General features: G+C 42.9%; 24 protein-coding genes. 3 read left to right on the top strand and 21 right to left on the bottom strand.

The features are described from left to right. Nucleotides 1-50 precede the first annotated feature (50 nt). Both AC3AQ9_RS03870 and AC3AQ9_RS03865 read right to left on the bottom strand, forming a co-directional pair. Nucleotides 51-1,073, bottom strand: a complete 1,023-nt coding sequence (locus tag AC3AQ9_RS03870; RefSeq protein WP_488306819.1) for a zinc-binding alcohol dehydrogenase family protein — start codon at nt 1,071-1,073, stop codon at nt 51-53. Between the two features lie 251 nt (nt 1,074-1,324). Next, nucleotides 1,325-2,242: an aldo/keto reductase gene (locus AC3AQ9_RS03865; protein WP_488306128.1), complete on the bottom strand. Its 918-nt coding sequence runs from the start codon at nt 2,240-2,242 to the stop codon at nt 1,325-1,327. A gap of 112 nt (nt 2,243-2,354) precedes the next feature. Between AC3AQ9_RS03865 and AC3AQ9_RS03860 the strand changes: the two genes are divergently transcribed. Next, nucleotides 2,355-3,383, top strand: a complete 1,029-nt coding sequence (locus AC3AQ9_RS03860; protein ID WP_488306127.1) for an alpha/beta fold hydrolase — start codon at nt 2,355-2,357, stop codon at nt 3,381-3,383. Between the two features lie 121 nt (nt 3,384-3,504). Here the strand turns inward: AC3AQ9_RS03860 and AC3AQ9_RS03855 are convergent, their stop codons facing one another. The 10 genes from AC3AQ9_RS03855 to AC3AQ9_RS03810 form a co-directional block, all read right to left on the bottom strand. After that, nucleotides 3,505-4,215: a class F sortase gene (locus tag AC3AQ9_RS03855; RefSeq protein WP_488306126.1), complete on the bottom strand. Its 711-nt coding sequence runs from the start codon at nt 4,213-4,215 to the stop codon at nt 3,505-3,507. 55 nt (nt 4,216-4,270) lie between these two features. Further along, nucleotides 4,271-5,611 (bottom strand): copper amine oxidase, encoded by a 1,341-nt coding sequence (locus AC3AQ9_RS03850; RefSeq protein WP_488306125.1) that lies wholly within the window; start codon nt 5,609-5,611, stop codon nt 4,271-4,273. Between the two features lie 312 nt (nt 5,612-5,923). Then, nucleotides 5,924-6,904: an aldo/keto reductase gene (locus AC3AQ9_RS03845; protein WP_488306124.1), complete on the bottom strand. Its 981-nt coding sequence runs from the start codon at nt 6,902-6,904 to the stop codon at nt 5,924-5,926. 154 nt (nt 6,905-7,058) lie between these two features. After that, on the bottom strand, nt 7,059-8,006 hold the full coding sequence (locus tag AC3AQ9_RS03840; protein ID WP_488306123.1) for an L-lactate dehydrogenase: 948 nt from the start codon (nt 8,004-8,006) through the stop codon (nt 7,059-7,061). A 75-nt stretch (nt 8,007-8,081) separates the two neighbouring features. Beyond that, entirely contained in the window at nt 8,082-8,633 is a 552-nt protein-coding gene (locus tag AC3AQ9_RS03835; protein ID WP_488306122.1) for an alpha/beta hydrolase, read from the bottom strand. Between the two features lie 128 nt (nt 8,634-8,761). Further along, nucleotides 8,762-9,415: a vWA domain-containing protein gene (locus AC3AQ9_RS03830; protein WP_488306121.1), complete on the bottom strand. Its 654-nt coding sequence runs from the start codon at nt 9,413-9,415 to the stop codon at nt 8,762-8,764. Nucleotides 9,416-9,520: 105 nt separating this feature from the next. Further along, nucleotides 9,521-10,519 carry a macro domain-containing protein gene (locus AC3AQ9_RS03825; RefSeq protein WP_488306120.1) on the bottom strand — a complete coding sequence of 333 codons (999 nt, stop codon included), beginning with the start codon at nt 10,517-10,519 and terminating at the stop codon, nt 9,521-9,523. A 238-nt stretch (nt 10,520-10,757) separates the two neighbouring features. Then, nucleotides 10,758-11,162, bottom strand: a complete 405-nt coding sequence (locus AC3AQ9_RS03820; protein ID WP_488306119.1) for a hypothetical protein — start codon at nt 11,160-11,162, stop codon at nt 10,758-10,760. A 51-nt stretch (nt 11,163-11,213) separates the two neighbouring features. Then, a complete protein-coding gene (locus tag AC3AQ9_RS03815) occupies nt 11,214-12,023 on the bottom strand; it encodes a M6 family metalloprotease domain-containing protein (protein WP_488306818.1) in 810 nt (269 codons plus the stop codon). Between the two features lie 6 nt (nt 12,024-12,029). Beyond that, nucleotides 12,030-12,593: a hypothetical protein gene (locus AC3AQ9_RS03810; protein ID WP_488306118.1), complete on the bottom strand. Its 564-nt coding sequence runs from the start codon at nt 12,591-12,593 to the stop codon at nt 12,030-12,032. A 340-nt stretch (nt 12,594-12,933) separates the two neighbouring features. On the opposite strand from AC3AQ9_RS03810, the gene AC3AQ9_RS03805 reads away from it, so the two are divergent. Next, the gene (locus AC3AQ9_RS03805) at nt 12,934-13,479 is read left to right on the top strand and encodes an ECF transporter S component (protein WP_488306117.1); all 546 of its coding nucleotides are present in this window, start codon (nt 12,934-12,936) and stop codon (nt 13,477-13,479) included. A gap of 336 nt (nt 13,480-13,815) precedes the next feature. Here AC3AQ9_RS03805 and AC3AQ9_RS03800 read toward each other — a convergent pair whose 3' ends face one another. The 5 genes from AC3AQ9_RS03800 to AC3AQ9_RS03780 all read right to left on the bottom strand — a co-directional run bounded on the left by AC3AQ9_RS03800 (nt 13,816) and on the right by AC3AQ9_RS03780 (nt 19,348). Then, a complete protein-coding gene (locus AC3AQ9_RS03800) occupies nt 13,816-15,867 on the bottom strand; it encodes a GAF domain-containing sensor histidine kinase (protein ID WP_488306116.1) in 2,052 nt (683 codons plus the stop codon). 305 nt (nt 15,868-16,172) lie between these two features. Beyond that, complete coding sequence (locus tag AC3AQ9_RS03795; protein ID WP_488306115.1) at nt 16,173-16,451, bottom strand: cupin domain-containing protein; 279 nt, start codon at nt 16,449-16,451, stop codon at nt 16,173-16,175. A gap of 379 nt (nt 16,452-16,830) precedes the next feature. Continuing rightward, nucleotides 16,831-17,304 carry a cupin domain-containing protein gene (locus AC3AQ9_RS03790; protein WP_488306114.1) on the bottom strand — a complete coding sequence of 158 codons (474 nt, stop codon included), beginning with the start codon at nt 17,302-17,304 and terminating at the stop codon, nt 16,831-16,833. Between the two features lie 102 nt (nt 17,305-17,406). Continuing rightward, a complete protein-coding gene (locus AC3AQ9_RS03785; protein ID WP_488306113.1) occupies nt 17,407-17,883 on the bottom strand; it encodes a cupin domain-containing protein in 477 nt (158 codons plus the stop codon). A gap of 448 nt (nt 17,884-18,331) precedes the next feature. Beyond that, nucleotides 18,332-19,348: a M28 family metallopeptidase gene (locus AC3AQ9_RS03780; RefSeq protein ID WP_488306112.1), complete on the bottom strand. Its 1,017-nt coding sequence runs from the start codon at nt 19,346-19,348 to the stop codon at nt 18,332-18,334. A 262-nt stretch (nt 19,349-19,610) separates the two neighbouring features. Between AC3AQ9_RS03780 and AC3AQ9_RS03775 the strand changes: the two genes are divergently transcribed. Continuing rightward, nucleotides 19,611-20,474, top strand: a complete 864-nt coding sequence (locus AC3AQ9_RS03775; RefSeq protein WP_488306111.1) for a metallophosphoesterase family protein — start codon at nt 19,611-19,613, stop codon at nt 20,472-20,474. Between the two features lie 188 nt (nt 20,475-20,662). On the opposite strand, the gene AC3AQ9_RS03770 is transcribed toward AC3AQ9_RS03775, so the two are convergent. The 4 genes from AC3AQ9_RS03770 to AC3AQ9_RS03755 form a co-directional block, all read right to left on the bottom strand. After that, nucleotides 20,663-21,286 carry a flavodoxin family protein gene (locus AC3AQ9_RS03770; protein WP_488306110.1) on the bottom strand — a complete coding sequence of 208 codons (624 nt, stop codon included), beginning with the start codon at nt 21,284-21,286 and terminating at the stop codon, nt 20,663-20,665. Nucleotides 21,287-21,588: 302 nt separating this feature from the next. Continuing rightward, nucleotides 21,589-23,007, bottom strand: coding sequence for a sensor histidine kinase (locus AC3AQ9_RS03765; protein ID WP_488306109.1), 1,419 nt, complete (start codon nt 23,005-23,007; stop codon nt 21,589-21,591). Further along, nucleotides 22,994-23,671 (bottom strand): response regulator transcription factor, encoded by a 678-nt coding sequence (locus AC3AQ9_RS03760; RefSeq protein WP_488306108.1) that lies wholly within the window; start codon nt 23,669-23,671, stop codon nt 22,994-22,996. Before AC3AQ9_RS03760 ends, AC3AQ9_RS03765 begins: the two co-directional genes overlap by 14 nt. 517 nt (nt 23,672-24,188) lie before the next feature. Beyond that, nucleotides 24,189-25,172 carry a ketoacyl-ACP synthase III gene (locus AC3AQ9_RS03755; RefSeq protein WP_488306107.1) on the bottom strand — a complete coding sequence of 328 codons (984 nt, stop codon included), beginning with the start codon at nt 25,170-25,172 and terminating at the stop codon, nt 24,189-24,191. Nucleotides 25,173-25,433 lie beyond the last annotated feature (261 nt).

The following is a 25,433-nucleotide window of genomic DNA, read 5'->3' as shown; positions in this document are numbered from 1 at the left end:
AATTAATTTTACTAGAGCCCGCTTTACTGCCGCTGTTCACTTAAAAATACTTACTGTTCAAAAGGGCCTTCCAGCACTATTTTTCCTATGGTCCTGCCCGTCAGCAATTGTTCATATGCCTGTTTCAAATTCTCGATATTTATTGGCTTGAAGTGTTGATTCAGCGTAGAACGGACTTTCCCCTCATCAATCCATTCCGCCAAGTCATTGAGATAATGGTGCTGCTCAATCATATCTTCTGTTTGAAAAATCGACCGGGTGTACATCAATTCATAAACAAATGTTACACTTTTAGAAAAGAATGCCATAGAGATCGGCTTTTGAGCCGGAAGAATTGAGCAGACTTTTCCTTGCGGCAAAATCACTTTCCCCATGGCTTCCATGTGGTCGTCGGTATTTGTCAGGCAGAAAATATAATGTACACCTTCTAAACCAAGCTCTTTTAGCTGTGCCTGAATCGGTTCCCGGTGATTGATGACATAATCAGTTCCGTGGTCTTTTGCCCATTCGACCGTTTCCTTCCTTGAAGCAGTACCCACCACTTGAAGGCCGGCCAGTTTCGCAATCTGGGTCGCTACGGATCCGACACCGCCAGCAGCGCCGATAATCAAGATTGTTTTTCCACTGTTATCCGCTGCAATGCGGGAAATGCCTAAACGGTCAAACAGCGCTTCACATACCGTTAAGCTGGTCAGCGGCATAGCCGCTGCATGTGCAAAATCGATGCTTTGCGGTTTTTTTCCGACAATGCGTTCATCCACTAAATGAAACTCACTTTGCCCTCCCGGTGCGGCACTCGTGCCTGCATAGAAAACTTCATCACCCGCTTTAAATAAAGAACAGTTTTCTCCCGCTTCTACGACCACACCGGCAACATCCCGGCCTACAACCGTCAATGATTCATCGTTGTCCTTTTTAGCATCGCGTGTCCGCAAATCTGTTGGGTTCACTGATATGGCCTGCACTTTCACGAGCAGATTCCTGCCGGCCGGAACTGGTTTATCAATTTCAATGAATTGAAAGTCCGGAGAATTTGAATGATTTCCAGGCTTGTAAAAACCCAACGTTTTCATCTTTCCTTGGCTCACTGGCTTCGCCTCTTTTCTATAAATAGTATTGCCGCTATTGCCCTGGTCTATTTCTATGCCAAATTTCCATTTTTGGTCCTAATTACTGCTTACCCGAAAAGGGTTATGAAAAACGCAAATAATTCCTGCGTTTGAAGCAACTCAAAAAAAGCATCCCTAATATTAGGATGCCCGGATTCGTAAAACCGCTATTAGAAATCTCTATGACCTTTATGCTGCGTTCAACCTGTTATAGATTACGGCAAGACATTTCCGGCAGCCCAATAAATTTCGTACCATTCCGTTCTCGTCAGCTGGATATCTGAAGCTTTGGAAATGGCAGTCAGCCGCCCAGGCCGCATTGTTCCGACAATGGCCTGGATTTTCGCTGGATGGCGCAAAATCCAGGCAACTGCAATAGCCGACTTCGTGACGCCGTATTTGTCTCCAATCTCCTGCAGCTTGGCATTAACCTCCGGCATGTCTTCATTATCTACGAAAAAACCTTCAAAATGGCCGTACCGGAAAGGGGACCAGGCTTGTACCGTCATATCGGTCAGGCGGCTGTAATCCAGCACACTGCCCTCCCGATTTATGCCGTTTTCGTTTTTGGTATTCACTTGGAGCCCCACATCCAGCATCGGGGTATGCATAACGCTCAGCTGCAGCTGATTGACTATCAAATCCTGATCCAAATGCTTCTTCAGCAATTCAATCTGCATAGGGTTATGGTTGCTGACACCGAAATGGCGCACTTTGCCGCTGGCATTCAGCCGGCTGAATGCTTCCGCTACTTCTTCCGGTTCCACCAGAGCATCCGGCCGGTGGAGCAAAAGGATGTCAATGTATTCCGTTTTCAAACGCTTCAAAGAGCCATCCACTGACTCCAGGATATGTTCTTTTGATTGGTCATAATATTTCCTGCGAATGCCGGTCTTCGTCTGGATGATCATGCTTTCACGGATGGACGGCTCCATGCCAATCGCATCCGAAAACACAGATTCTGACTGGCCTGCCTGATACATATCGGCATGATCAAACATATTGATGCCTAGATTGAATGCATTGCGGATTACTTTCTCAGCGTCACTTACAGAAAGATTGCCGATTCCTGCACAGCCAAGAGCAATTGCAGATGCCATCAATTCACTCGTTCCGAGCTTGATCTGTTTCATTCGATCACTTCTTTCCTCAAAATTACTTTAATGCGCCTATGATAGATTTACCTAATTCCAGAGATTAAAATGAGTATAATGATAGAAACAGATGCATCAGAAAGGAGTCCCCATGTACAAAAATCCATATGAGCAGCTTTCCGGGAAGATCACAGCTTCCAAAATAAAAAAAGCCGGCTTTGTAGAACGTCAATTTGATAATGGGCAGGTCAAACTCAATCACGTGGTTGGCCCGAATAATGGTCCTCCATTAGTGCTGATTCCCGCTCAAATGGGCATATGGGAAAGTTATCAAAAAGTGATGGTGCCTTTATCACGAAATTTCCAGGTATATGCACTTGATATACGCGGCCACGGGAAATCCAGCTGGACTCCTGGAGATTATTCCTGGAAGTCGGTCGGCTTTGATATGAAAGCATTTTTAGAAAAAGTGGTAAAACGGAAAGCCATTGTCGCAGGCAATTCTTCAGGCGGAATCATCGCTTTATGGTGTGCTGTTAATGTCCCGCAATTTGTATCAGCCATCGTACTGGAAGATGCGCCGGTTTTTTCGGCCGAAATGCCCCGATTTAAAGAACAGGATCGCTTTGTCTATAATGGATTGAAGAAGCTCGTCGATAGTATAGGTGATCCGGAAAATCGGGACCTCGCCCAATACTTCAATGGTATGGAAATGCCGGTATCAGACACCCGGGTCAAACGGCTGCCGTCGCAGTTTGTCCGTTACCTTTCCAAAAAAATCCGTACATTCGAAGAGGCCCATCCCGGCCTGCCGGTAGAAACAGGGTTCCCCAGTACATTGAGGCTGCTGCTGAAATCGCTTTCGATGTTCGATCCGGATTTCGCCCGGGCTTTTGTTGATGGCCGTTTTTATGAAGGGCTTGACCATGCATCTGCGCTGCAAAGTCTCCGGTGTTCCGTTCTGGTGCTTCATGCTGACTGGAATCGCTATGCGGATTATGGACTGGTTGGAGCCATGGATGATCAGGATGCCGAACGAATTCTGGAATTGGTTCCCCAAGCCCGCTACCAAAAAGTCCATGCCAACCACGTCATCCATGCTTTCGAGCCGAAACAGTATATTGTGGCTCTTACAGAATTTGCATTGGAAATTCAGTTAATAGAAAAAGCTGAAAAATAATTTCTTCTCTTTAATTCTTTAATCTGCTTATATAAAATAGCAAAGAGAAAGATCCTTTCTGAAAATGGAAGGAAATCTTTTTCCTTTGTTTTCAGAAGGATCTCCTGTTTAACGAGCTGCATTATTTCCTATCATTCGACTCAACGAGCTCCGTATATACCACGAGCCGTTCTTCATAATGGCCGATTTTCCGGTTGAATGAACCGGTGCACGTGATCAAATTCAATTTAGCTTTTGGGTTGTCGCCAAAAATCTTCAACAAAGGCGCTTCATCCGGAAAATACTTTTTTTTCTTTGTAACAACGAACGTCAGTTGATTGCCATCCGCATCGGCAATGTGGATTTCATCTCCTTTTTTCAGTTTGTTCAAATCGAAAAAAATTGCCGGACCGGATAATCCGTCCACATGCCCTGCCATCACTGCATTTCCAGAATCACCCGGTTCCGTGCCGTGTTTGTACCAGCCGACGGTCTCGATATCTTCGGGCACTGCCATACTGCCATCTTTGGCTTTGCCGACATGGACGATAGTCGCCTTAACATCAATAGCCGGAATCTCGATGGCTGACGGCACTACTCCTGGCGATTGAGGCTGGATGACCGGATCCATTTTCACCGGCAGCTTAGGATCAGGAGTGTTCTTATCCTCAAATTTCTCTCTTCGCAACTGCCTTTCCCATATCCGGTCGCTTAAGTTTGAATTCATGATTTCAGGCGCGTTGCCTTGATTGCTGCTTGCCAATGTCTCCATATGCTGGCCTGGATTGCCATTGATAGTCGTAAACAGAAATAGGAAATATAGGAGGAGTGATTTTTTGGCAAACGATGTCAAACACATCACCTCTCTTAAGAAAAAGAGGGGTATTTCCCCTCTTCTTTCACTTCATTCATTCAAATACTTTCCTTCTTGAAAATACCAGTAAAGCTGCGATTACAAGGAAAGGCAGGCTCCAAAGAAGCGAATTCATATCAAACACTCTAGCCATGCCGCCCATTCCAGTTTCAGGCATCGCTGGGACACCTGCGAATTTATCAGGAAATTGCTGGACAAATGCCGCACTGAACACCTTTGCCGTAGCAAACATATGGGCATAGCCTTCACGTGCGGTTGTCCAGGCGGCACTATAATCAGCCGCCGCAAAACTATCAAATGTACCAAGTGTTGTATCGATATGCATTTGAAGGTTTTCCGATACTGCAGCCGCATCTAGGATGCCTTCCGTCGCCGTGCTCATGAATTGAGAAAATTCATCACGGAACTGGCCAAGATTTGCCACGGCCGCCTCTTTTTCTTCTGCATTATTGTTTTTAGTGGCATCAACATATTGCAGATAGTATTCATTATGGCTGTTCCAAAGTGCCGCAAACTGATTCCCTGCTTCTTCTCCGTATATGGAAGTTATGGCTGCAGCAACTTTGCCCGTATTGGCATTCAGTGCTGCAAGGCTAGCTTCAAAATCCGGTGCATCCTGGAAGCGTTTTTGCATAACTGTTCCGGCGACAGCAAAATGTTCACCGAGCAGCAGGTTCAGATCTGAGCGGAGATTGCCCGCGACGGTCAACGCTTTCGAATTATCGTATTTTTCAGGAAATTGCTCCGCGTATGCTGTGGATAGCGTTTTGCTCATCGTATTCACTAAATATGCCATCGCTTCGCTTTGCATCGAGTAGGAGGTTGGATAATCGCCTGCTACATATGCATCAAATGATGCTTTCACTTGCTGTTCATGCGTCATGAGCATTTCTGCAACAACGGCTTCAGACAATCTCCCTTCTGACAGCTGGGATTGGAGAGCGGCCATTTTATGGGCGCCTTCTTCCATTTTAACCATTGCATCCTGCATCGCTTGCTGGTCATTATTTGTGGCAGCAGTTGCATATTCTACAAATAAAGCATTGTGCTCGTTCCAGAGTGCAATGAATTCATCTGCAGGCCCTTCCCCAAAGACAGAGGCAAATCCGGCACGAAGATCCTGGCTATTCATATTAGCCAGTTCTTTCAGCTGCTCGACATCCGGCTCTTTGTTGAAAATCTTGCGCATCAATGTAATGGTGCCAAAGCCATGTTCCGATAAAATACGGTCAACTTCACTTCTCATTTCCAAAGCCGGTGTTTCAACAGTCGCTTCGCCACTTTGATGGCTGTCTGCCAGCGCTGCGCCTCCGCCAAGCGGTATCAGAAGCACTAAAATCAACAGCAGAGTCGTTGCAGTGTTCATTGCTTTCATTCCAAAACCTCCTAATATTTTTTTGGCAGCCAGGACCTGCTGTTTATGTATGGCCAAGGAGAACATGCTAGCAAGCGCAGGCAGCTTTTATTCAGTTTCCCTTCCGGTATTTTCCTTAAACGTATTTAACTAAATATTCTGACTATATTAACACTTTCTTTGCTAATTTGAATAAAAATACCGTATTGTTTAGTAAAATAATACAGATTTATGAGTGCAATCTTTAAATTTTTGCTTATGTTTTATGCCATTCATCCAAAATAAAAAGCGCCGCATCAGCGACGCATGTTTTGAAATCAAGCTGCTTCTTTTTTACCGGTTAACGCTTCTCATATCCGAATACCGGTCGCCTGCAGCAATGCCTCGAGGCGCGATTTCATTGATTTGCGTTAAGTCGTCTGGTGTCAATTCCACTTCCAATGCCCCGATATTTTCATCCAAGTATTTCACTCTTTTGGTTCCAGGTATCGGAACAATGTCTTCTCCTTGTGCCAACAGCCAAGCAAGTGCCAGTTGAGCTGGGCGGCAGCCTTTTGCCTCGGCCATTCCCTTCACTTTTTTCACCAGATCCAAGTTCTTTTGGAAGTTTTCACCTTGGAAACGAGGCGAATGGCGGCGGTAATCGTCTTCAGCTAAATCTTCGAATTTCTGGATCTGCCCCGTCAAAAATCCACGGCCGAGCGGACTATAAGGAACAAATCCGATGTTAAGCTCCCTGCATACCGGCAAAATCTCTTCTTCCACTTCCCGGCTCCATAGCGAATACTCGGTCTGAAGTGCTGAAATTGGGTGAACTGACGCTGCTTTCCGGATAGTTTGCGGCGCTGCTTCCGACATGCCAAGAAAACGGACTTTCCCTTCCTTGACCAAGTCGCTCATCGCTCCAATTGTTTCCTCGATTGGCACATGCAAGTCGACCCGGTGCTGGTAATACAAATCGATTGCATCTATTCCGAGCCGTTTTAAACTGGCATCGCAAGCTTTTTTGACGTAGTCGGGATGGCCATTGATGCCTTTAAAAGAACCATCTTCCCCTCTGACATTGCCGAATTTGGTGGCAATCACGACATGATCACGCCGTCCTTTAACGGCCCGTCCCACCAATTCCTCATTCGCGCCCACACCGTACATATCAGCGGTATCCAGAAATGTAATGCCTCGGTCTATCGCATGGTGGATCGTTTGAATGGATTCGTTGTCGTCTCTACCGCTGTAAAACTCTGACATCCCCATGCAGCCAAGTCCGATGGCGGATACTTCAAGACCTTGCTGTCCAAGTTTTCTTGCTTCCATTGAAATCACGCTCTTTTCACTTTGGATTTTTTCTTAATCCCTTAAAAGATTCGAAAATGTTCAGCAACTGCGAAGTTGAAGGGTTTCTTCAGCAAACACATTCCCTGATAAATTCTAATTTAGTTAAGTGAATTCATTGACTGGCCGATTTTAGTTACAGCACGGAAGCCATGGTCTCTTTAAGCACTTTCACCGAATGGGCGAACTGCTCCTGTTCTTTTTGATTCAATTCGATTTCCACCACTTCCCGGATACCCGTCCGGTTGATGACGGCCGGAACTCCGACAAAGACGTCTTGCTGTCCGTATTCCCCGTCCAAATATACCGATACAGGAAGTACACTGTTTTCATTCCTCAGAATGGCATTTGTTATCCGGACAAGAGACATTCCTATGCCATAATAGGTAGCGCCTTTTCTTTCTATAATGTGATAGGCGGCATCCCGGACATTGAGAAAAATATCATCAAGATCTTTCTGAGTGTACTTGCCTTCCTTTCTTAATAAAGAATCTACACTGTTCAGGCCTATATTGGTATGGCTCCACACCGGAAGTTCGGTATCGCCGTGCTCGCCAATAATCGCGGCATGCACATTTCGAGTATCCACATTAAAATACTGTCCGAGCAAATAGCGGAACCTGGCAGAATCCAATGTCGTGCCGGATCCAATGACCCGCTCTTTCGGGAGACCCGATTCTTTCCATGCCACATAAGTTAAGATATCCACTGGATTGGTAGCAATCAAGAAAATCCCATCAAACCCGCTTGCCATAACTTGTTTGATGATGCCGGTAAAAATCTCTGCATTTTTTGACACAAGATCCAACCGGGTTTCTCCAGGTTTTTGTGCAAGTCCAGCTGTTATAACAATCAAATCAGCAACTCCGCAATCTTCATAAGTGCCATTCCAGACATTGACGGGCGCAGGAGCAAAAGGCATGCCGTGGTTGAGGTCCATGGCTTCGCCTTCCGCTTTCTTTGTATTTACATCAATTAATACCAGTTCCTCTGCTACGCCTTGATTGATGAATGAATAAGCATAACTGCAGCCAACAGCCCCAGTGCCGATTAAAACTACACGATTCACGCTTTGTTTTTTCATCCCTTACCACTCCTTTTCCTGCACTGTGGATCATAGCAATTTTCTGCTTTTGCTTTGTTTACCTTTCTCGCGTTGCTATAAACCTTTCATTTCATCTGTCAGTTCTTTTAACCCTGTTTCGAAAAGGTGGCTATCGCCAGAGATGCTTTTGATAGCTGCAGAAGGAAGAAGTTCTGCATATTTTTCAAGATGCGAGTAAGGCACAATGTTGTCGCCCATACTATGGAAAAGGGCGATCCGCCGAATTTCCGGTAGTTTTGAAGCAAAATCATCAGCTAATATAAAATCTTCTTTTCCCCAGTCCTTTTCAAACCCCCATATTGGAGATGCAACAAGGAAAAGCCCTGAAAACGGTCCAACTATTGGCTCTTCCGACAAGAATTTCAGCAATGCTGAACCGCCGATTGAGTGGCCAGCCAAAATCGCATCTTTCCTGAGTTGAGCGAACTCATAGGCCAATTTTTCCTTCCACTTTCCGTAAACAGGGTTCTCCGGATCTGGCATATCGGGATGAATCAGTTCAAATTCATCGCCCAGCTCTTTCGCCAAAAACCGGATGAGTCCGCTGCTTCCTTGATCAATCCCTTGAGGGCCTGCACTGTGAATAAACAAGATTTGCCTTTCCATCTTGACCGCCTCTTTTCGTTTTTCTTCTATTGTATGAGTGGTATTCGTTCATGTCCATGAGGCCAGTTCAAAGACGGATAGAAGTAAAATAAAATACGGATCCTTCTATGTGAAGGGTCCGTTCTTTATCATTTCCGTTTCCGTTGTTCAAAATCAGTTTCAATATCTTTTTTCCAGGAACGGTCCAGTTGTTTGCCGCGGCGGAAAGAGCTGATCGTTTCACTCATCACTTTGTAATTCAACTGGGTGCCCGCTTCATCAGCGTGGTAGTTGACCGCAAATTCTTCTGCGATGCCGAAATCGCCGGCTGTTTTCACAGCATCAATATTGGCACCCATAAAGATGAATTCCCAATTGTATCGTTCTTTCTGATGGCTGATCATTGACTTGATCTTATTGTAACTGTATTCACAGCTGGCGTTTTCCATGCCATCCGTCGTTATGACGAACATCACTTTTCCTGCCCGCTGGTCTTCACTGGTGCGTTTTTGTACATTGCCGATTTTGTTGATCGTCGAACCGATTGCATCGAGCAAGGCCGTGGTGCCGCCCACTTCGTATTCCTTTTCCGTTATTGGCGAAATGCCTGTAATCGGCAATCGGTCATGGAGCAGTTCATAATCTTGATTGAACAGGACTGTCGTTACTTTCACATCACCGGGCTCCTTTTTCTGTTTAGCAAGCAGCGCATTGAACCCGCCGATCGTATCGCTTTCAAGCCCGCCCATCGAACCGCTTTTGTCGAGAATAAATACCAATTCCGTACTGTTGTCTAATGCCATTTTATTTTCCTCCTTGAGTTGTGGTCCGGATCTCTTTCCGGTTAAACTTTACAACTTAAGAATAAGCTTTCGGGAAAATAAAAAGGTCGCTTGAAAAGCGACACTTTATGCACCCAGCAGCTGCTGGTCGAACGCGAACAGCGCTTCATTGATTTCATGTATATTGTAGTTGCCACGTTCGATGAAATATTCAACGATGACATCGAATTTGCTGCTTTTGGATAAGGCGTAGCCAGCAGCCTCCAGCAATTCTTCCGTTTCAACCAAATCAAGCTCCAGCGCAATCGCGAATGCGATGACCGTCTTCTTCATCGGCGTGTAATTCGTGGAACTGCGGATTTTTGAAAACAGTTTGCGGTCGATATTCGCTTTTTTATACGTGTCCACATCAGTCATGTTCTTTTCATCAATGAAACGCAGCAATCTGGCAGAAAAAGATTCGTTGATTTGGCCAACGATATCTTCCAGGCTTCTTTGGTGAATTTCCAGTTGCAGGGATTGTCCATAGACCTGTTCCGACTTGATTTCTTGTTCAAAGACGCGCCGGTAGTTGGGAAAGCGCAATTCATGTTCGTCGATATAATTTTCATCGACATATTGCTTGATGGAGTTGTATATTTTTTCGCTGATGCCGAACGATTGCTTATCAAAAACCACGATATACACGAGTATTTCATGCTGCATCAAAAAACCATGGATTTCGGATATCGCAACCTGCAGCGCCTGCTCTTTCGGATACCCGTAAATGCCGGAAGAAATGAGAGGAAAGGCAATTGACCCACAACCGAGAGATGCGGCTAACTCCAGAGAATTTTTATAGCAACTGCGAAGCAGGTGCTCTTCTCCGTGATTGCCGCCTTGCCAAACCGGTCCGACCGTATGGATAATGTATTGTGCCGGAAGGTTAAAAGCATCTGTGTATACCGATTCCCCAGTAGGACAATGGCCAATTTTATCGCAAGCTGCTTGTAATTCCCTGGCTCCGGCTCCACGGAAAATGGCACCGCATACACCGCCCCCCATTCGGAGCGCTTCGTTTGCTGCGTTGACAATGGCATCGGCTTGCATGTTAGTAATATCATTTCGTACGATTTCCAAAGGCATCTGCTTCATCCCCTTATACAAAAAGTTTAAAATCGATTCTCTTTACCGTTCTCTTATAAGAGCTTTCTGCTGTTAGGACTGATAACTATACCATTTATTATACCAGTACGATCATCTTAAAATAGAGCCGGGAAATTAAGAGCCAGACAAATTGGAACTTTCCTTTTCTCAAAAACATATCATTCGCCTAAAAACCGCCGCGTTAGGCATGATTGCCTGACACGGCGGTTGCTTTATCTTATTTGCTGCTTGAATTGCTGGTGTAGAAGAATTTAGCGCTAATCGAACCGTCTTTGTTTTCCGCGATGTCGGTTACATGAATCCCGGAGTCTGCCGGAATTGCGCTATTGTCTTTCCAGAAGTAATACGAACCGGTATGAACCTTGCTTGAGACCGGGGTAATTTGACTGCCGGTTTTAAAGAAGTCACCGGCATCACCGCGGTTCTCGTTTTTCTCTAACTGGTATTTGCCGTCCGCTTGAAGCAAAGACAGACCATAATGGGTTACTTTTGTTCCATCGGCAGCTATCGCAAACTGATTGTATTGATAGCGTTTGTTCATCCAATTCTCGACATTATTAGGACGAAAGCCAGCTGCCTGGTACAAATTAATGATATTCTCATCGACATGCCAAGCAAGCAAACCATGGGCATCCGTTCCTTGACGTCCTAATCCTTTATTGAAGCCTTCCTGCTAAACGTTTTCAAATAAGAAGTACTCTGTACCGTTTGAACCCGGCACTTCCATCTTTACAATACCATTATCCGCTTTTGCATTATTGATCGCCGGCAATGTAATTTGCTGCACACCGCTTTCCGGCTCCACTTCAATCGGGTTTACCCAACCTAAGAAGATTTTGGAGAACGGATCAAAATGTGTTGGTGCATTTCCTGAATATGCTGCATTATCCGGATAACGCATCCATGAACCGCCTGCCATCATTGAGTAGTTCCCTACACCTTCAGACGAATAGACGGTGTCATAGAAGTCTGGCAATCCTAGGGCATGGCCAAATTCATGGGCATAAACGCCAGGCTGAGCAGGGAAAGGCCCGGTCTTTGCTGCATCCGAATACGAACCTGTGGCTGCATCATATCCAGATACGTTGCCGCCGATACCCGGTTGGAGATTGTAGTTATTTATCAATACGCCGTCATAGGTCATGTCTTCAGCAACCGTTTCATCGATCCACTGCTCTTGGCTTTTGCCTTCATAGACATCGGCCGGCTGTCCGGTTTCATAATATTTCCCGTAGTATAATGCGCTTAATAAGCTCCATTTATGTGACCACAATTGAGCCGGATCAGAGCTGAACTCCGCTCCTGTACCTTCATGGACAACGAATATATTTGGCACTTCTCCATCTACCGCATATTGAGCGAAATCAACTTGATCATCAGCGGCTTTTAGTAAATCCCGGACAAATTCCCCTGTATGGGCATCTCCGTTGACATTGCCATGTACATATTTCCCTCCTTGTGCATATGTTCCTTTTTGATCCAGGTAATACTATGCGCCTTTCGGCAATTCCACCCATAGGTAATCAGTGTTTTCTTTGCGAATCAGATTCACTTTACCATAGGAAGATTCTTTGTAGACATTTTGCATCGTACTGTCCGTAGGAACTCTAACTCCATTAAATTCTGCGTACTTCTTTAACTGAGGCAGTTCATATGGATTGTATTCGCTTCCAAAAATCAAGTCTTCGTAGTATTCAGCTGGCACTTGGCCAGGCATATCCCCGATGGGTTCATCGCCTTCTTTATATTTCGCCAAAATCACAAGGACCGGTACATCTCCTTGAGAAACTTTATAGGCAACACGGTTATCATTTGGCGTATGAAACTTTGATCCCGCTTGATCCGCTTTTTCGGCAGGATCTTTTTTAGAAAGATCGATCCCCATTTTCTTGGCCCTTTCCGCAAGTTCGGGTGAAGCTCCTACGTGTTCAGCCAAAGATAATTCATACTTGCTGTTTTGGACTGTGGCAGTATCGTTGCCATTTAATCCTGCAAATAAAGCGCTTCCAATTAGAGCAAAAGATAGCACCGAAGCCAACAACACTTTCAACATACATATTCCCCCTAAAAATTTAGTTTGCTGTAAAATCTTATAAATAATTCAGTATATTTGAAATAGGAAAATGTAATTGTTTGGAGAAATAATTAGAGTGCCGAAATAATTACTCCATATAAATCATTCAATGGATTTGAAAAAATCATAATAACTAAGCTTTTATCTAAAAGACCTTCGCTTTTGAAAGTTGAATTAACAAGAGCGCGATATTGAGTGTTGTAACTCTCGTTTTCAATCTGACCATTAAGAATTTCACCATATTGATACTTTTAACTAGGCCAATCCTTTGCTAAAGTTAGCCTTATTATAAAAACTGACAATAAGGAAGGTTAAGATTATGCAAAAAACAACTACTCCATCGCCCGCTTACTCGCGAGCCCGAACTTTTGATTTAATTCTTACGGCGATGTCAATTGCCCTTGTCTTTGTCGCTACACTGCTGCTCAACATCAAATTGCCGATCACAGCGAATGGCGGATTGGTGCATCTTGGTACAGCCATGCTCTTTATCATATCGATGTTATTTGGCCCTAAAAAAGGAGCTATCGCTGGAGCGGTCGGAATGGGCTTGTTCGATTTGATTTCCGGATGGACATTGTGGGCACCGATCTCCATTCTGGCACGTGGCCTGCAAGGTTATATTGTCGGGAAAATCGCCTGGTCGAATGGACGAAACGGCGGAAGCAAGACTTTCAATTTGATTGGCGCCATCGTTTCTATTCCTTTCATGCTCGGCATTTATTATATTGGTGAAGCCATCATCTTCAATAGCTTTATTGTCCCAGCGGCTTCAATTCCCGGAAATATCGTTCAAAACGTCGTAGGACTCCTGGTCGCCATACCGGCAGTAATTGCACTTAAAAAAGTGCCGTTTTTTAAATAATTGCATATTTCTTAAAAATAAAAGTGGCACAAGCATCTTAGCTTGTGCCACTTTTTTAGTTTTTAGATGAGTTGCTCGTATTTGGCAAAAACTTGCTCGTATTCAGCCGGAAGTTGCTCGTATCTGGTATTGAGTCGCTCATAATGAATCACTTGGGACACAAGCTATTCAAAGCAATCTGTTTTCTCTGCTATGCACCGCCTATCGGAAGAACTAGAACAAATAATTGAGAATAAACTTTACCAACTATTTGAACAGCTAAAAGGAGAATGTTTGAAGTTATCAAACGTTCTCCTTTTTTAATTCCACTATATTTTTGCCGTTCTTTTAAAAGAACTATTCTTCGGCCCGATTACAGAATGTAGTATAGAAGATAGTGCCCCCCGGCCCTGTCTCGATATCAATTTTCGCATTGTGACGTGCGGCAATAGCATAGCTGATGCCGAGTCCCAATCCGGTTCCATTATCTTTTGTTGTATAAAAGGGAGTTCCGACTTTTTCAAGAACTTCAGGCATAATCCCTTCACCTTCGTCCTGGATAGCCAGTACGACACATCCTTCCGCATTCTGGTAAGTGCTGATGGTCAAAACTTGTCCTTCAATCATCGCTTCAAGCCCGTTGCGGCATAAATTTATGATCAATTGCCGAATTTCATTTCGGTTCATCAGCATTTCAGGAATTTCCTGGGTATTGAATTCGATAAGTTTGTTTTGGTTAAATGTATCAATTTTTATTAAAGGTGCAATATCGCTGATCAAGGAATTTAAATCCATCTTTTTCAAATCAGAGGACCTTGTATTTCCCATGGAAAGGAATTCGGTGATAATTGAATTAGCGCGGTCCAGCTCTTCAATCATCAAATCAAAATAACTAAAATGCCTGTGCAGCTCTTCTTCTTGTTTTAATAACTGCAAAAATCCCCGGACGGTCGTCATTGGATTTCGGATTTCATGACTGATTCCTGCCGCCATTTGGCCGATTAAATCCAATTTAGATAATCTTTTCAGTTCCTTTTCATATTTCCTTTTTTCAGCTATGTCTTTAAACAAACAGCAAATTCCCTCGTCAAACGGGTAAGCGACAACTTCATACCAAGATTCTTCCGTTAGAGAAGGAATTTCGAATTGCACCGGTATACGCTCAAACATCGCCTGGTGAAATTTTTCATACATGATGGCAGCGATATTTTGAGGAATAACATCCCAAATATTCTTCCCTAACACTTCTTTGGGCGACTTATTATCCGGCAAACATTGATGCTTGTTGATATAGATGAATTCCCACTCTTTATTCAACGCAAAGAACCCATCAGTGATGCTTTCTATGACACTGGTCACTTTTTCATTTGCAGCCGCGAGCTCACTTGTACGTTCTTCTACCATATTTTCCAATTGGTCCATATACAGCAGATTTGAAAAAGTAGGTGCTGTGGTATCAACTATAGATTGAGCCAATTGAATTTGGCTGTTGTCGTAGTCTCCGCCCGAATTCAAAACTGTCATAACACCAAGAACTTCTTTCATTGAAACTATCGGTATGAGAAGCAATTTTTTAGTGGTCCGATAGGAAATAGACATCGTTTTTCTGGAGTAAATCACTTTTTGAATCAGGCTTACATAACTCTGATCCAACTGCAGACCAGGAAGATTCTTTATGCAGTCCACTTCTGTCCAATTGCATCCTTCACTCACCTTAGTCAAGGAAATGTTCGATTTATCCAACGGATCCAAAAGATGGGCGGCCATGTTATTGCTTCCCAGAACTTTTGATAAATAGTAAAAACTTTTTTCAATGCTTTCCTGAATAGAAGAGCACATCGATAATTCCTTGGATATATTAAGCAATAATTGATTTTCGGCAATCAAGTTCTCTTTCTGGGCCAAGTTTTTCGCATTCTGGATCGCGACAGCAGCCATATTGACGTATGCCTCCACACTTTGAATTTCAGATTCCGTCAAATTCATCGGTGCGCCATGATCAAATAAAAAAACCAGCCCAAACAACTCTTGTTCAAAAGAAATAGGCAAGCCCAACAGCGATTTTATCTCGAAGGCTTCCACCGATCTTGGATCGGGGCGATGGTCTTTTGAAGTATCCGGTATATAAATCGTTTTCTGTGTTTCAATTACTTCTTTTGCCAACAAATCCTTTTCAAGATCAAGCACTTGTGAATCAAACGAATTGTCGTTTATAAACTCCGGTTTTCCGACGAACGCGCGGAAACTACCGTCTTCGTGAGGCAAAAAAATGCCTACGGAGTTGCATTGGACAATTTCTTCAGAAATCGCGGTGGTTACATGCTGAAGCACTTTCCGCAATTCGAGCTTCGTATTGATGACTTTAGTGATATTGGCAAGCCTGGAATAGCGTGTCTGTTCCTTTAGCATCCACTTGTTCTCCATTCAGAGGATTTAGAAAGTCAATTCTTGAATCCCCAGTAATTTTAATATTTTTCATACTATTTTCATTTCCTGTAATCTTTTACCTTTTATTTTACCCGTCTTTCTTTCAAACGAACAGAGAAAACTATCAATTTCCCATATAATTCGTAAGTGGAAATACTTTGCTTATTCTTATGTACTCTCTTTCCATTTAACAATATAATTAAAACCCTGCATCACTTTGAACCTTTTCTGTTGTTCCTGGCAACAGAGAAGTTCATTTAAATGCAGGGTTTAATGAATCTTTATGGTTAACCTAGTATTTCGACTCCATACTTAGAGGCAGCCGCGAATAGCTTGTCCAGATCAATATCACTATCAGTTGCAGGGAGCTTATATTCTGGTGCTGGAACACTGGTTTCGATGAAAAAATTCTCTAGTCCCGCAGGGGTTAATATTGATAGAATTCTAGCCGGCACAGTTCCTTCGATTGTGTACATGTGAGCAATATCTCGGGGGGCGAAAAGAAAAGTTCCCGGGTTCGCTGAAAATGTTTTTTCGCCGATTGTGAATGTCGCTTCGCCTTCCAAGATGTAAAAATATTCTTCTTCATTATGGTGTATATGCAAAGGTGTGGAAACTTTGGCGGATCAATTTCTTCAAGCAAACTGAATGCTCCATTCGTTTCTTGACCTGTTACTTTCACTTCCAAGAGTGTGCCTAAAAACCAGAAGATTTTCCCTTCAGCTTGTGCAAGCGCAAATGCTTTGTTTAATGGAAAATCCATTTTTCTAACCTCATTTCTTTATGCCGCTAAACTAAGTATTTAGCGGTTTCTTCCTTTCATAGGCCCATGGATTTTTTGGCAGACCAAAAGAGGCTGCTCAGCAAAAATGCAAAGCCGCATTTCGTCCGCGCCTTATGAGCTCCATAACGATAACGCGTAGATCTTAACCGCATTGTTATAATTCACCCCAAAATCTCTACACCGTATTTCTGTGCAGCCGCCGTAAATTTCTCCATATCGGTATCGATTTTCGATGGCAATTTAAATTCATCAGCTGGCACTCCGGTATCAATAAAGAATTGTTCGACTCCAGCAGGTGTAAACATGAAGAGCACTTTCGCAGGTGAAGATCCTTCAACTTTGAATTTATGTTCCACATTGCGGGGCACATAAACAAAAGTTCCCGGTTTTCCCGTAATAGTTTTTTCACCAAAAGTGAAAGTTAATTCACCTTCCAATACAAAGCAAATGTCCTCTTCATTTTGTTTCTTATGCAGCGGCGTCTCATAACCTGGCGGCAGCAGTCCTTCAATCAAACTAAAAACGCCATTGGTGTCTTCGCTCGCTGCTTTTATTTCCATCAACGTGCCATTAAACCAATAGGCTCTGCCTTCCCCATGCGCAAACGTGAAAGCGTTATTCATTTGCTGTTCCATTTTTATTGCCTCCCAATTTTAACGGTGCTGGATTGAGCAATCGGTAACTTCTACACGTGATCATTAAGGGAATTTGGAATACTCTTTCGCTTCATTCATCATTCATCCCAGAAGTTCTATACCGTATTTCTGAGCAACCGCTAATAATTTGTCCATATCAGGCACAAAGGTTTCCGTTGGCAACTTGTGGTCATCTGCCGGCACACTCGCTTCAACAAAAAAGTGCTCTCCTCCAGCTGGTGTCAGCATGATAAGAATTTTCGCTGGCGTAGATCCTTCTATTTTAATCTTGTGCTGAATATTTCGCGGTCCGTAAAGAAACGTTCCCGGTTTTCCTTTAATTGTTTTTTCCCCAACTGTAAATGTGGCTTCACCTTCCACTACATAAAAGGTTTCATCTTCATTGCGATGTAAATGCAATGGAGTCTCATAACCTGGTGGAAATAGTTCTTCAAATAAAGTAAAAGCGCCATTCGTATTTTCAGCAGTTGCTTTCATTTCGAGTAACGTACCGGTAAACCAATACGCTTTGCCTTCTCCACGTGCAAGCGAAAAAGCATTATTCATTTGCTGTTCCATTTTCCTTACCTCCCAACCTTAATACCAAAACTGAATGTTAGGCAATTCCTTCTGAAAATGTAATTAGCGCAATATTTGATCTGAACTTTTAATCAGAACCGTGGAAAAGATGTGATTGTTTGAGTTTAGAATTTTTAAGGGCTTTTGCATCAGCATCCTCCTCTTCAATTCAAAACTAGACGCTTAATCTTTCAGCAGAAAAAAATCTTTACTAAGCATCTTCTCTTGTCAAAAGCCGTTGCTTCTATTATGTATAGTAAATGACTTTCTTTCGCTTCAAATTATACTCCTATTTTATAAACAATTCTATATTTTCTGATAATTTAACATTGAAAAGTATTCTCTACATTTAAAACTAAAAGACTCCTCTAAATCGAGAAGTCTTCTAGTTTTAATTTTGATTCAATCATTGATTGGACATGGAAACACTTGCTTGTATTTCCTTTCTTCACAATCCTTTTAACAAAACCTTCAACATCAACTGCACTTTTCGAAGAGAGCTTTTTTTCTTCCTTGAAATTGTGTGCATTAAAACACCAAGGACGGGATCAATTGAGCGGATCGGCGGCAATTCCATTCCGACTAGCCGGCTCACTTCAACCAATTCATCTTCTCTGGTAAACTTCTTCAATAAAACCGCATCTTTTTTGACGTTAGCATCAATCCGAAAAAGTGTCTCTCTTAAAAAATCAGCTACGTCGGCCACTTTGGTTACGTTCAACCTTTCGAAAGTGTCTTGAGGCGTGTGGTAATGAGGCCAATGGCCACATGACAGAAAGATATGCGGTTGATCATGAATATCAAAAACATAATGGTCGGAGAGATGTAATCTAGTTCTGCCCAGGATTTGATAGACCAATAAGCGTTCATTCCCTGCTGCGGCTTCTGCGATGCTGGCAGACAACAATGGGCTCGAATCGGCCCCGATCGCAAAGAGGGAATGCTCGCGCCCTTTTATCGCGATATCGTGTCCGCATAAATCCAGAACAATTGCACCCTTAAAATATTCCATTTCAAGAGTGTCTGGTAAATGATTGTAAAAATAGACGCTTCCCATCTTGTCGGATAAAAAGTACGGAGGTTCTTCCAAGTCGAAAATACCGAGCACAATATTTATGTTGTGAGACATTTGAGCAAGCGAAGCGATTACATCGAAAATGATTCCGATGGAAGCAGCATTGTCGTCAGCACCGGGAATATTTTTAAAATGATCATAATGCGCCCCTAGAAGAATCCATTCCTTGGCATTTCCTTTTTTAAAAGCCAACAAATTTTCTCCTGTTATTTCTTTTGAGACCGGAAACCGCTGTCCCCAGCCCTGGTCTGTTAAAGGCTCTAGCTTCAGTTCTTCAAAATGCTGGACAATCAACTTTTTTGCAGCTTGATGACCGTGAGAGCCTGGCGCCCGTCCCCCCAATTTTGGATCTGACAGCTCTTTGATCATGTGAATGTATTTGCCGTCCATGCTCTATTCCTCCCTGGAAAGGTGAGACTTCTTTTTGCACACAATATCAAACCCCGGCTGTTCGATTCTTGCTTTTTCTAAATACCATACCCCATCAGCCTCTGTTAAAGTCTCCCTTTCTTAAGTGATTTTCATCATGAACTTAATCGGCACAAGAAAGGTTGGCCAATTACTTAACAATTCTTTACAATTCCTTTAAAACTGCTAAACAATATAATGAGATACTTGAATTATCAGAAAACAGAAGGGGATGAAGACGAAGATGAAAATTGCTGTGATCGGTGACTTGCATTATCCAACATTAAAAGATGGGTGTGCTTATATTGAAGAAGACCGCCAAGTTTTTTATGAAACGTTTCTTGAACGTTTTTTCTCAATCCCGGCTGATTTGTATGTATCCATAGGCGATTTAACGAATTTTGGGCGGAGAGATGAATTAGAGGAAGTTTATGCAATAATCCGAAAGCACAATAAACCATTCAAACATGTTTTAGGAAACCATGATCTTTACTCCATGTCCCGGGAAGCGGTTCTTTCTATCACCCAGCAAAAGCATTTTCATACAGTTTCCACCGATTCAGTAATTCTGGCCTTTCTTGATACAGCACGTGAACAGGATTACGAAGACTGGGGAGGAACGATGGACGGTGTACAGCAATACTGGCTGGAATCTATTGTAAAGGAATCGGAGGAACTGCCGCTCATCCTTTTTGCTCATCATCCCGTCTTCTCCACCACCATAAATTCAGAAAAAGAAAAACGATGTATCCATCCCGATATCCCTATTTGGGATATTCTGAACAAAAAACAAGGCGCCGGGCTTTATTTAAATGGCCATAATCACTACAATTCACTGGCAGCCAGAAATCAATGGGTTTTTCTTCAATTGTCAGCCGTACTCGATGATCAAGCAGTGCGGATTATTGAAGTTACCGATTCTTTTATTTCCATAGATTCTGTGACGGTTGATGATGCTAATCTGCGAAAGCATGCAGAAGAAATTGGAAATGCCATTAAGCATTTTACTTTAAAACAAGAAACGGTCGGAAAAGCGGCTTATTTTAACTATATGATTCCATTGCCGGTTCCAGTTGAAGTCCCTCCTCAAGTGAAAGTTAAGTTATAGACCTTTAACTAAATAGTTACCAACGAATCAGCCGTATGCTTTTATATCATAAAAGCATACTTTTTTTTCGCTTAGTCATTCTGCGATTACTTGAAAAGATTTTGAAAATCTTTTAGTAAAGGATAATTTCTACAACAAAAAACCACCTTTATGAAAAGGTGGTTTTTTTAAAATAAATCGCTATGCTGTTAGTCCAGAGTGTTCCCTTCAGCTGGAATAGGATTGTTTTTAAGCAACCCTGCCAAATGATAGGTGTTGTAGGCTAACCGTTTCACTGCCGCTTTTGTGAAGTCATTATCGCGGCCTGCTTCAATATAAGAAGCTCCCGGCCCCGCTTCACCTACCCAATAAGCATCGACATTCGGTGGAACCAAATAACCGATATGAGACAGGCCATAAAGCAAAGAAGCTGATGCATGTTTGGCACCGTCTTCGTTGCCGGTCACCAGTGCACCTCCAACTTTATTATAGAAAATCGCTTGTCCTTTATCATTCGTGATGCTGCTGCTGCCGTACAGCCGTTCAATGGCAAGCGTGGCAAGCGAACTCTTTTCGCCCAGCCAAAGCGGTGTCCCAATAATCAATATATCTGCAGCCTTGACCTTTTCAAGAATCGATGGCCACTGATCATCTCCGCCCATATCTTCCTGAACGCCAAAAGCAATGCGGTGATCGGCCAGCCGGATAATCTCGGATTCCACACCTAACTGATTATAATGAACTTGTACATCTTTCATGAGCCCTTCAGTATTGGAAATTTCATCAGAGCTCTTTAAAGAACAATTTAAAAATAACGCCTTTAATTGCTGCATGTCTTCATTTCCTTTCTTCTAGCAAGTCGCTTATTCAAGAAATCCCTACATTACCTCTTCTTCCCTGTTCGCTTTTAATTAAACTGTTAAGCATATCTCCACTTTCCCAAATCACTTTAAAAATGCTCCTTCGCAAAGAAACCTCTCACCATTGCGAAAAAATACATGGCTGCAAATTTTTTAGTTCTTGCCCGCATGTTAAAAGGCCAGTGATGGAATAAGCGAATCCATCACCGGCCTTTTTCGACTTCCCAAACCATTCTTTGTCATCTTAATAAATTTCTTTCTGTAAAACATGAAAATCAGGAAAGTGTTTGATTTAAATCCGGGCTCGGCATCTGCATGAAGTTTGAACTTTCAACTATAAAAGGAATTCTCACATTGAAAACCGTTCCTTTTCCTGCATCGCTTTCCACCATGATTTCTCCGTTATGTGCCGAAATAATAGATTTTGCGATAGACAAGCCAAGACCATAACCGCCTTCTTTCCTTGAGCGCGTTTTATCGGCTCGGAAAAAGCGGTCGAAAACTCTTTTCTGGTCTTCAGGAGAAATTCCGATGCCGCTATCTGCGACGGACAAGATAAATTCACTGTGTTTCTTAGCATGCTGCTGTTCAAGACGGATTTCCACCTGGCCTCCGGATGGAGTGTATTTAATGGCATTGTCCGTTAAGATATACATCAGCTGGATGAGCTTATCCCGGTCCCCGACCATTTCAAGTCGCTTTGGCGCAACCAGTTTCAGATGGATTTCCTTTTGGCTTATGGGTTTGTTGAATGATTCGACCATCTGCTCTGCTGCCGGGCAGATATCAAATCGTTCTTTTTTCACCTGCATCGCAGCCTGTTCCGAATCAGTCTTGGCAAGGGCGAGCAATTCTGTAATCAACCCCGACATCCGTTTCACTTCATGCTTTAAAGTGCCGAGCATCTTCTCTTTGAACGGATTGGTTTTATCAGACTCCATGCCGAGGGCTTCCACTGCTGATAAAATAACGCTGAGCGGTGTTCGCAATTCATGTGAAGCGTTCGATACAAAGTCTTTTTGAAGGTTATACGCCTCTTTGACCGGTTCAAGCGCCCGTTTAGACATCCAGTGGCTCAATACTACACCGCCAGCAGCAAAGACAATAGCAATAGACACGAAAATCAGAACCACCCATTTTATCATATTGCTATAAAATGTATTATCGATTGCCATATACATCATAGCGATTCGCTTTCCCTCGTGTATGACCGGCCTAGCAAGCACCATCACTTCAAGTTCCATTTCAGAAAAATCTTCAAACAACGGGTCGTTTTCTGGAATATCGATTTGCACTTGTTTGACTTCGATGGCTTCTGTCACCCATCCATCAGTTAGATTTAAGTATAATTCCCTTAGCTCTTCATGATCATCGTTATTGATGATCAGCTCTCCTTTGACATCAGTAATGTAGTAGAAGATTTGATTGCCGGCAAGTGCACGTCGCTCCTGTTCTCTCCATGCTCCGCCGCTGCCGTCCAGTGCCCGTTCCGCCATGCTCACTTCCCGGTCCGACAATAAGCGAAGGGTTTGTTCCTGATCATTGGTAACGACGATGTAAAATACAAATAGCGTCAATGCGACAAAAACAGCCAGGAATAACGTAAGAATCGTGCTGTAAAAAAGGGTCAATCGGTTCCGGGTTTGTGCAAAGACGTCTTTTTCACTCTTTTTAAAGACTTCAGGTTTTTTCAACTTTATAACCTACTCCCCTGATGGTTTCGATTAAACTGCCGCTTTCATCTCTGTCAATTTTCTTACGCAGCAATTTTACGGTGGCATCTATGGTTTTCATCGACACATCCGTATCGAATCCCCATATTCGGTCAAATATCAACTCCCTTGTCAGCACGGTTCCTCGATTTTGGACTAACATGTCCAAAAGCTGGAACTCCCGGGGAGTCAAGTTGATTTTTTGGTCTCCTCGGCTGACTGAATGTGCAGTACGGTTAATGTTCAATCCATTTACCTCTACCACTTCTTCTTGTAGAGGAGAATAGGTGCGCCTTGCCAGAGCACGAAGCCGTGCCCACAATTCTTCAATTTCAAAAGGCTTGGCTAAATAATCATCCGCTCCGGCATCCAATCCTTCCACCCGATCATTCAGCGCATCTTTGGCAGTGAGCATCAATACCGCTCCTCCATATCCACTTTGCCTAAGTTTTTTGCAAATAGAGATCCCATCGCCATTCGGCATCATCCAGTCCAGTATGATAACATCGTAGAACGACGCAGCGGCATAGTCATAAGCGTCTTCCCCTTCCGACACCCAGTCAACCGTTTTGGCTCCTTTTTTCTTCAGCAAATGAACAACTAATTCGCCGAGCATTTCATCATCTTCTGCCAATAAAATTTTCACAACAAACACCCTTTCCCAACGGCGTTATTATTTCTAATTCCAGTACACCATAAAAAGGTTAAAGAAAGATTAAATTTTTCTTTTAAATTTAAATTTAGTGAAATATTCTAATTATTTTAACAAAAATAAAAACAAGCTGTACCACTTCGTCACGGCACAGCCTGTTTTTTGTGTGTTTTATGCACTATGGCTTTCACCGATAGGGTTCTCGTAACAAAATTGAATAACCGTAGTTGAATTCCACTATCGAATAGGCACTTAAATCTCCCCCTGTCTCATAATCCAATATGATCTTAAGCAAATAAAAGCTGGTTAAGTTTCCGCTGATTTGTTAATGTTGCACGCCGCTTGAACAGAAATCCATCTCGTAAATAAAAGCTTTTTCAGTTCGATTTCTTTCCATACCGTCACTTTAAAGAGCTTTGATGAAAATCAAGTGAAAATCAAGTAATTGATTAAAAACTAAAAAAGTCTTCCTCAACATCGAAGAAGACTTTCCCGTACTGTATTTCCTATATCAGATCGTCCAATTGACAATTATTCCTGCATGCGTTAAACCGCCACCGAATCCGTATAACAGCAATTTATCATCGGCTTTGATTTTTCCTTCCTTCACGCCTTTATCCAATGATAAAGGGATCGAAGCTGCGGAGGTATTCCCGTAATACTCCAGACTGTAGATTGTTCGTTCAAGAGGGAGCCCATTTCGGCTGCAGATTGATTCAATAATACGCAAGTTTGCACTATGCGGAACAAACCAATCCACTCTATCATTGTCAAATCCGGCTTTATCCATCAACGCCTTCATCCCTTTTGGTACAGTATTGACCGCCCATTTGTAAACCTCACGGCCGTTTTGTGTAACAAACCCATTGACCGCCAATTCGTTGCCAAACATTTGGTTGGAAAGATCCGTGCAATAAAGATTTTTTGCCAATTCCCCGTCTGTCCCCATATGAGAAGCGATGAAGCTTGGTTTTTCTTCATCGAATTCGACAAGTACGGCACCGCCGCCGTCTCCGAACAAGATGCAAGTCGATCGGTCACTGTAATCCAGAATTTTAGAAAACGTTTCAGCGCCGATCACTAAAACTTTTTTATTTAAGCCGGCTGTGATCAAGCCATTCGCCATATGAAGGCCGTATGCGAATCCCGAACAGGCCGCATTCAAATCGATGGCACCGGTATTTTCTATGCCAAGCTTGGCCTGTACAAGCGCGGATACACTAGGCGTCTTAAAATCCGGCGTCATCGTACAGACGATAATCATATCGACATCGTCAAGAGATTTCTGATAGCGTTCCATTAAATTTTCAACAGCTTTAATGCTGATGTCGCTCGTGAATTCAGTTTCCGCTGCAATCCGGCGTTCTTTTATTCCAGTCCGTTGGACAATCCATTCATCGTTCGTTTCCACTAATTCTTCCAGGTGATGATTCGTCAGCCTCTTTTCCGGTACGTAAGATCCGATAGCTGTAATTCTTGCTTTTGAAGTATTCATGTATTCCGCCCCTTCTTGATGTACTCGCTCTATTCTACCATCAACTATTAGTATTAGGTACTAATATAGCTAAGCAATGCGTTTTTTTGTATAATAATGAAATTTGATTGGAGCAAACGACGGTTTTTATCTATGAAGCATTTATTTGGAAATGACTAAACTTGAGAACAGCGAGAAATACGTCCGAAAATTTAGAGGCTGTGAAAAATTCTGCTTTCATTCTCGTTTCTTGTTCCAATTCTTTTAAAATCTATATCTTAA

It is taken from the genome of Planococcus sp. VCh962, assembly GCF_057748275.1.
This window is presented reverse-complemented; position numbering and strand designations above follow the sequence as displayed.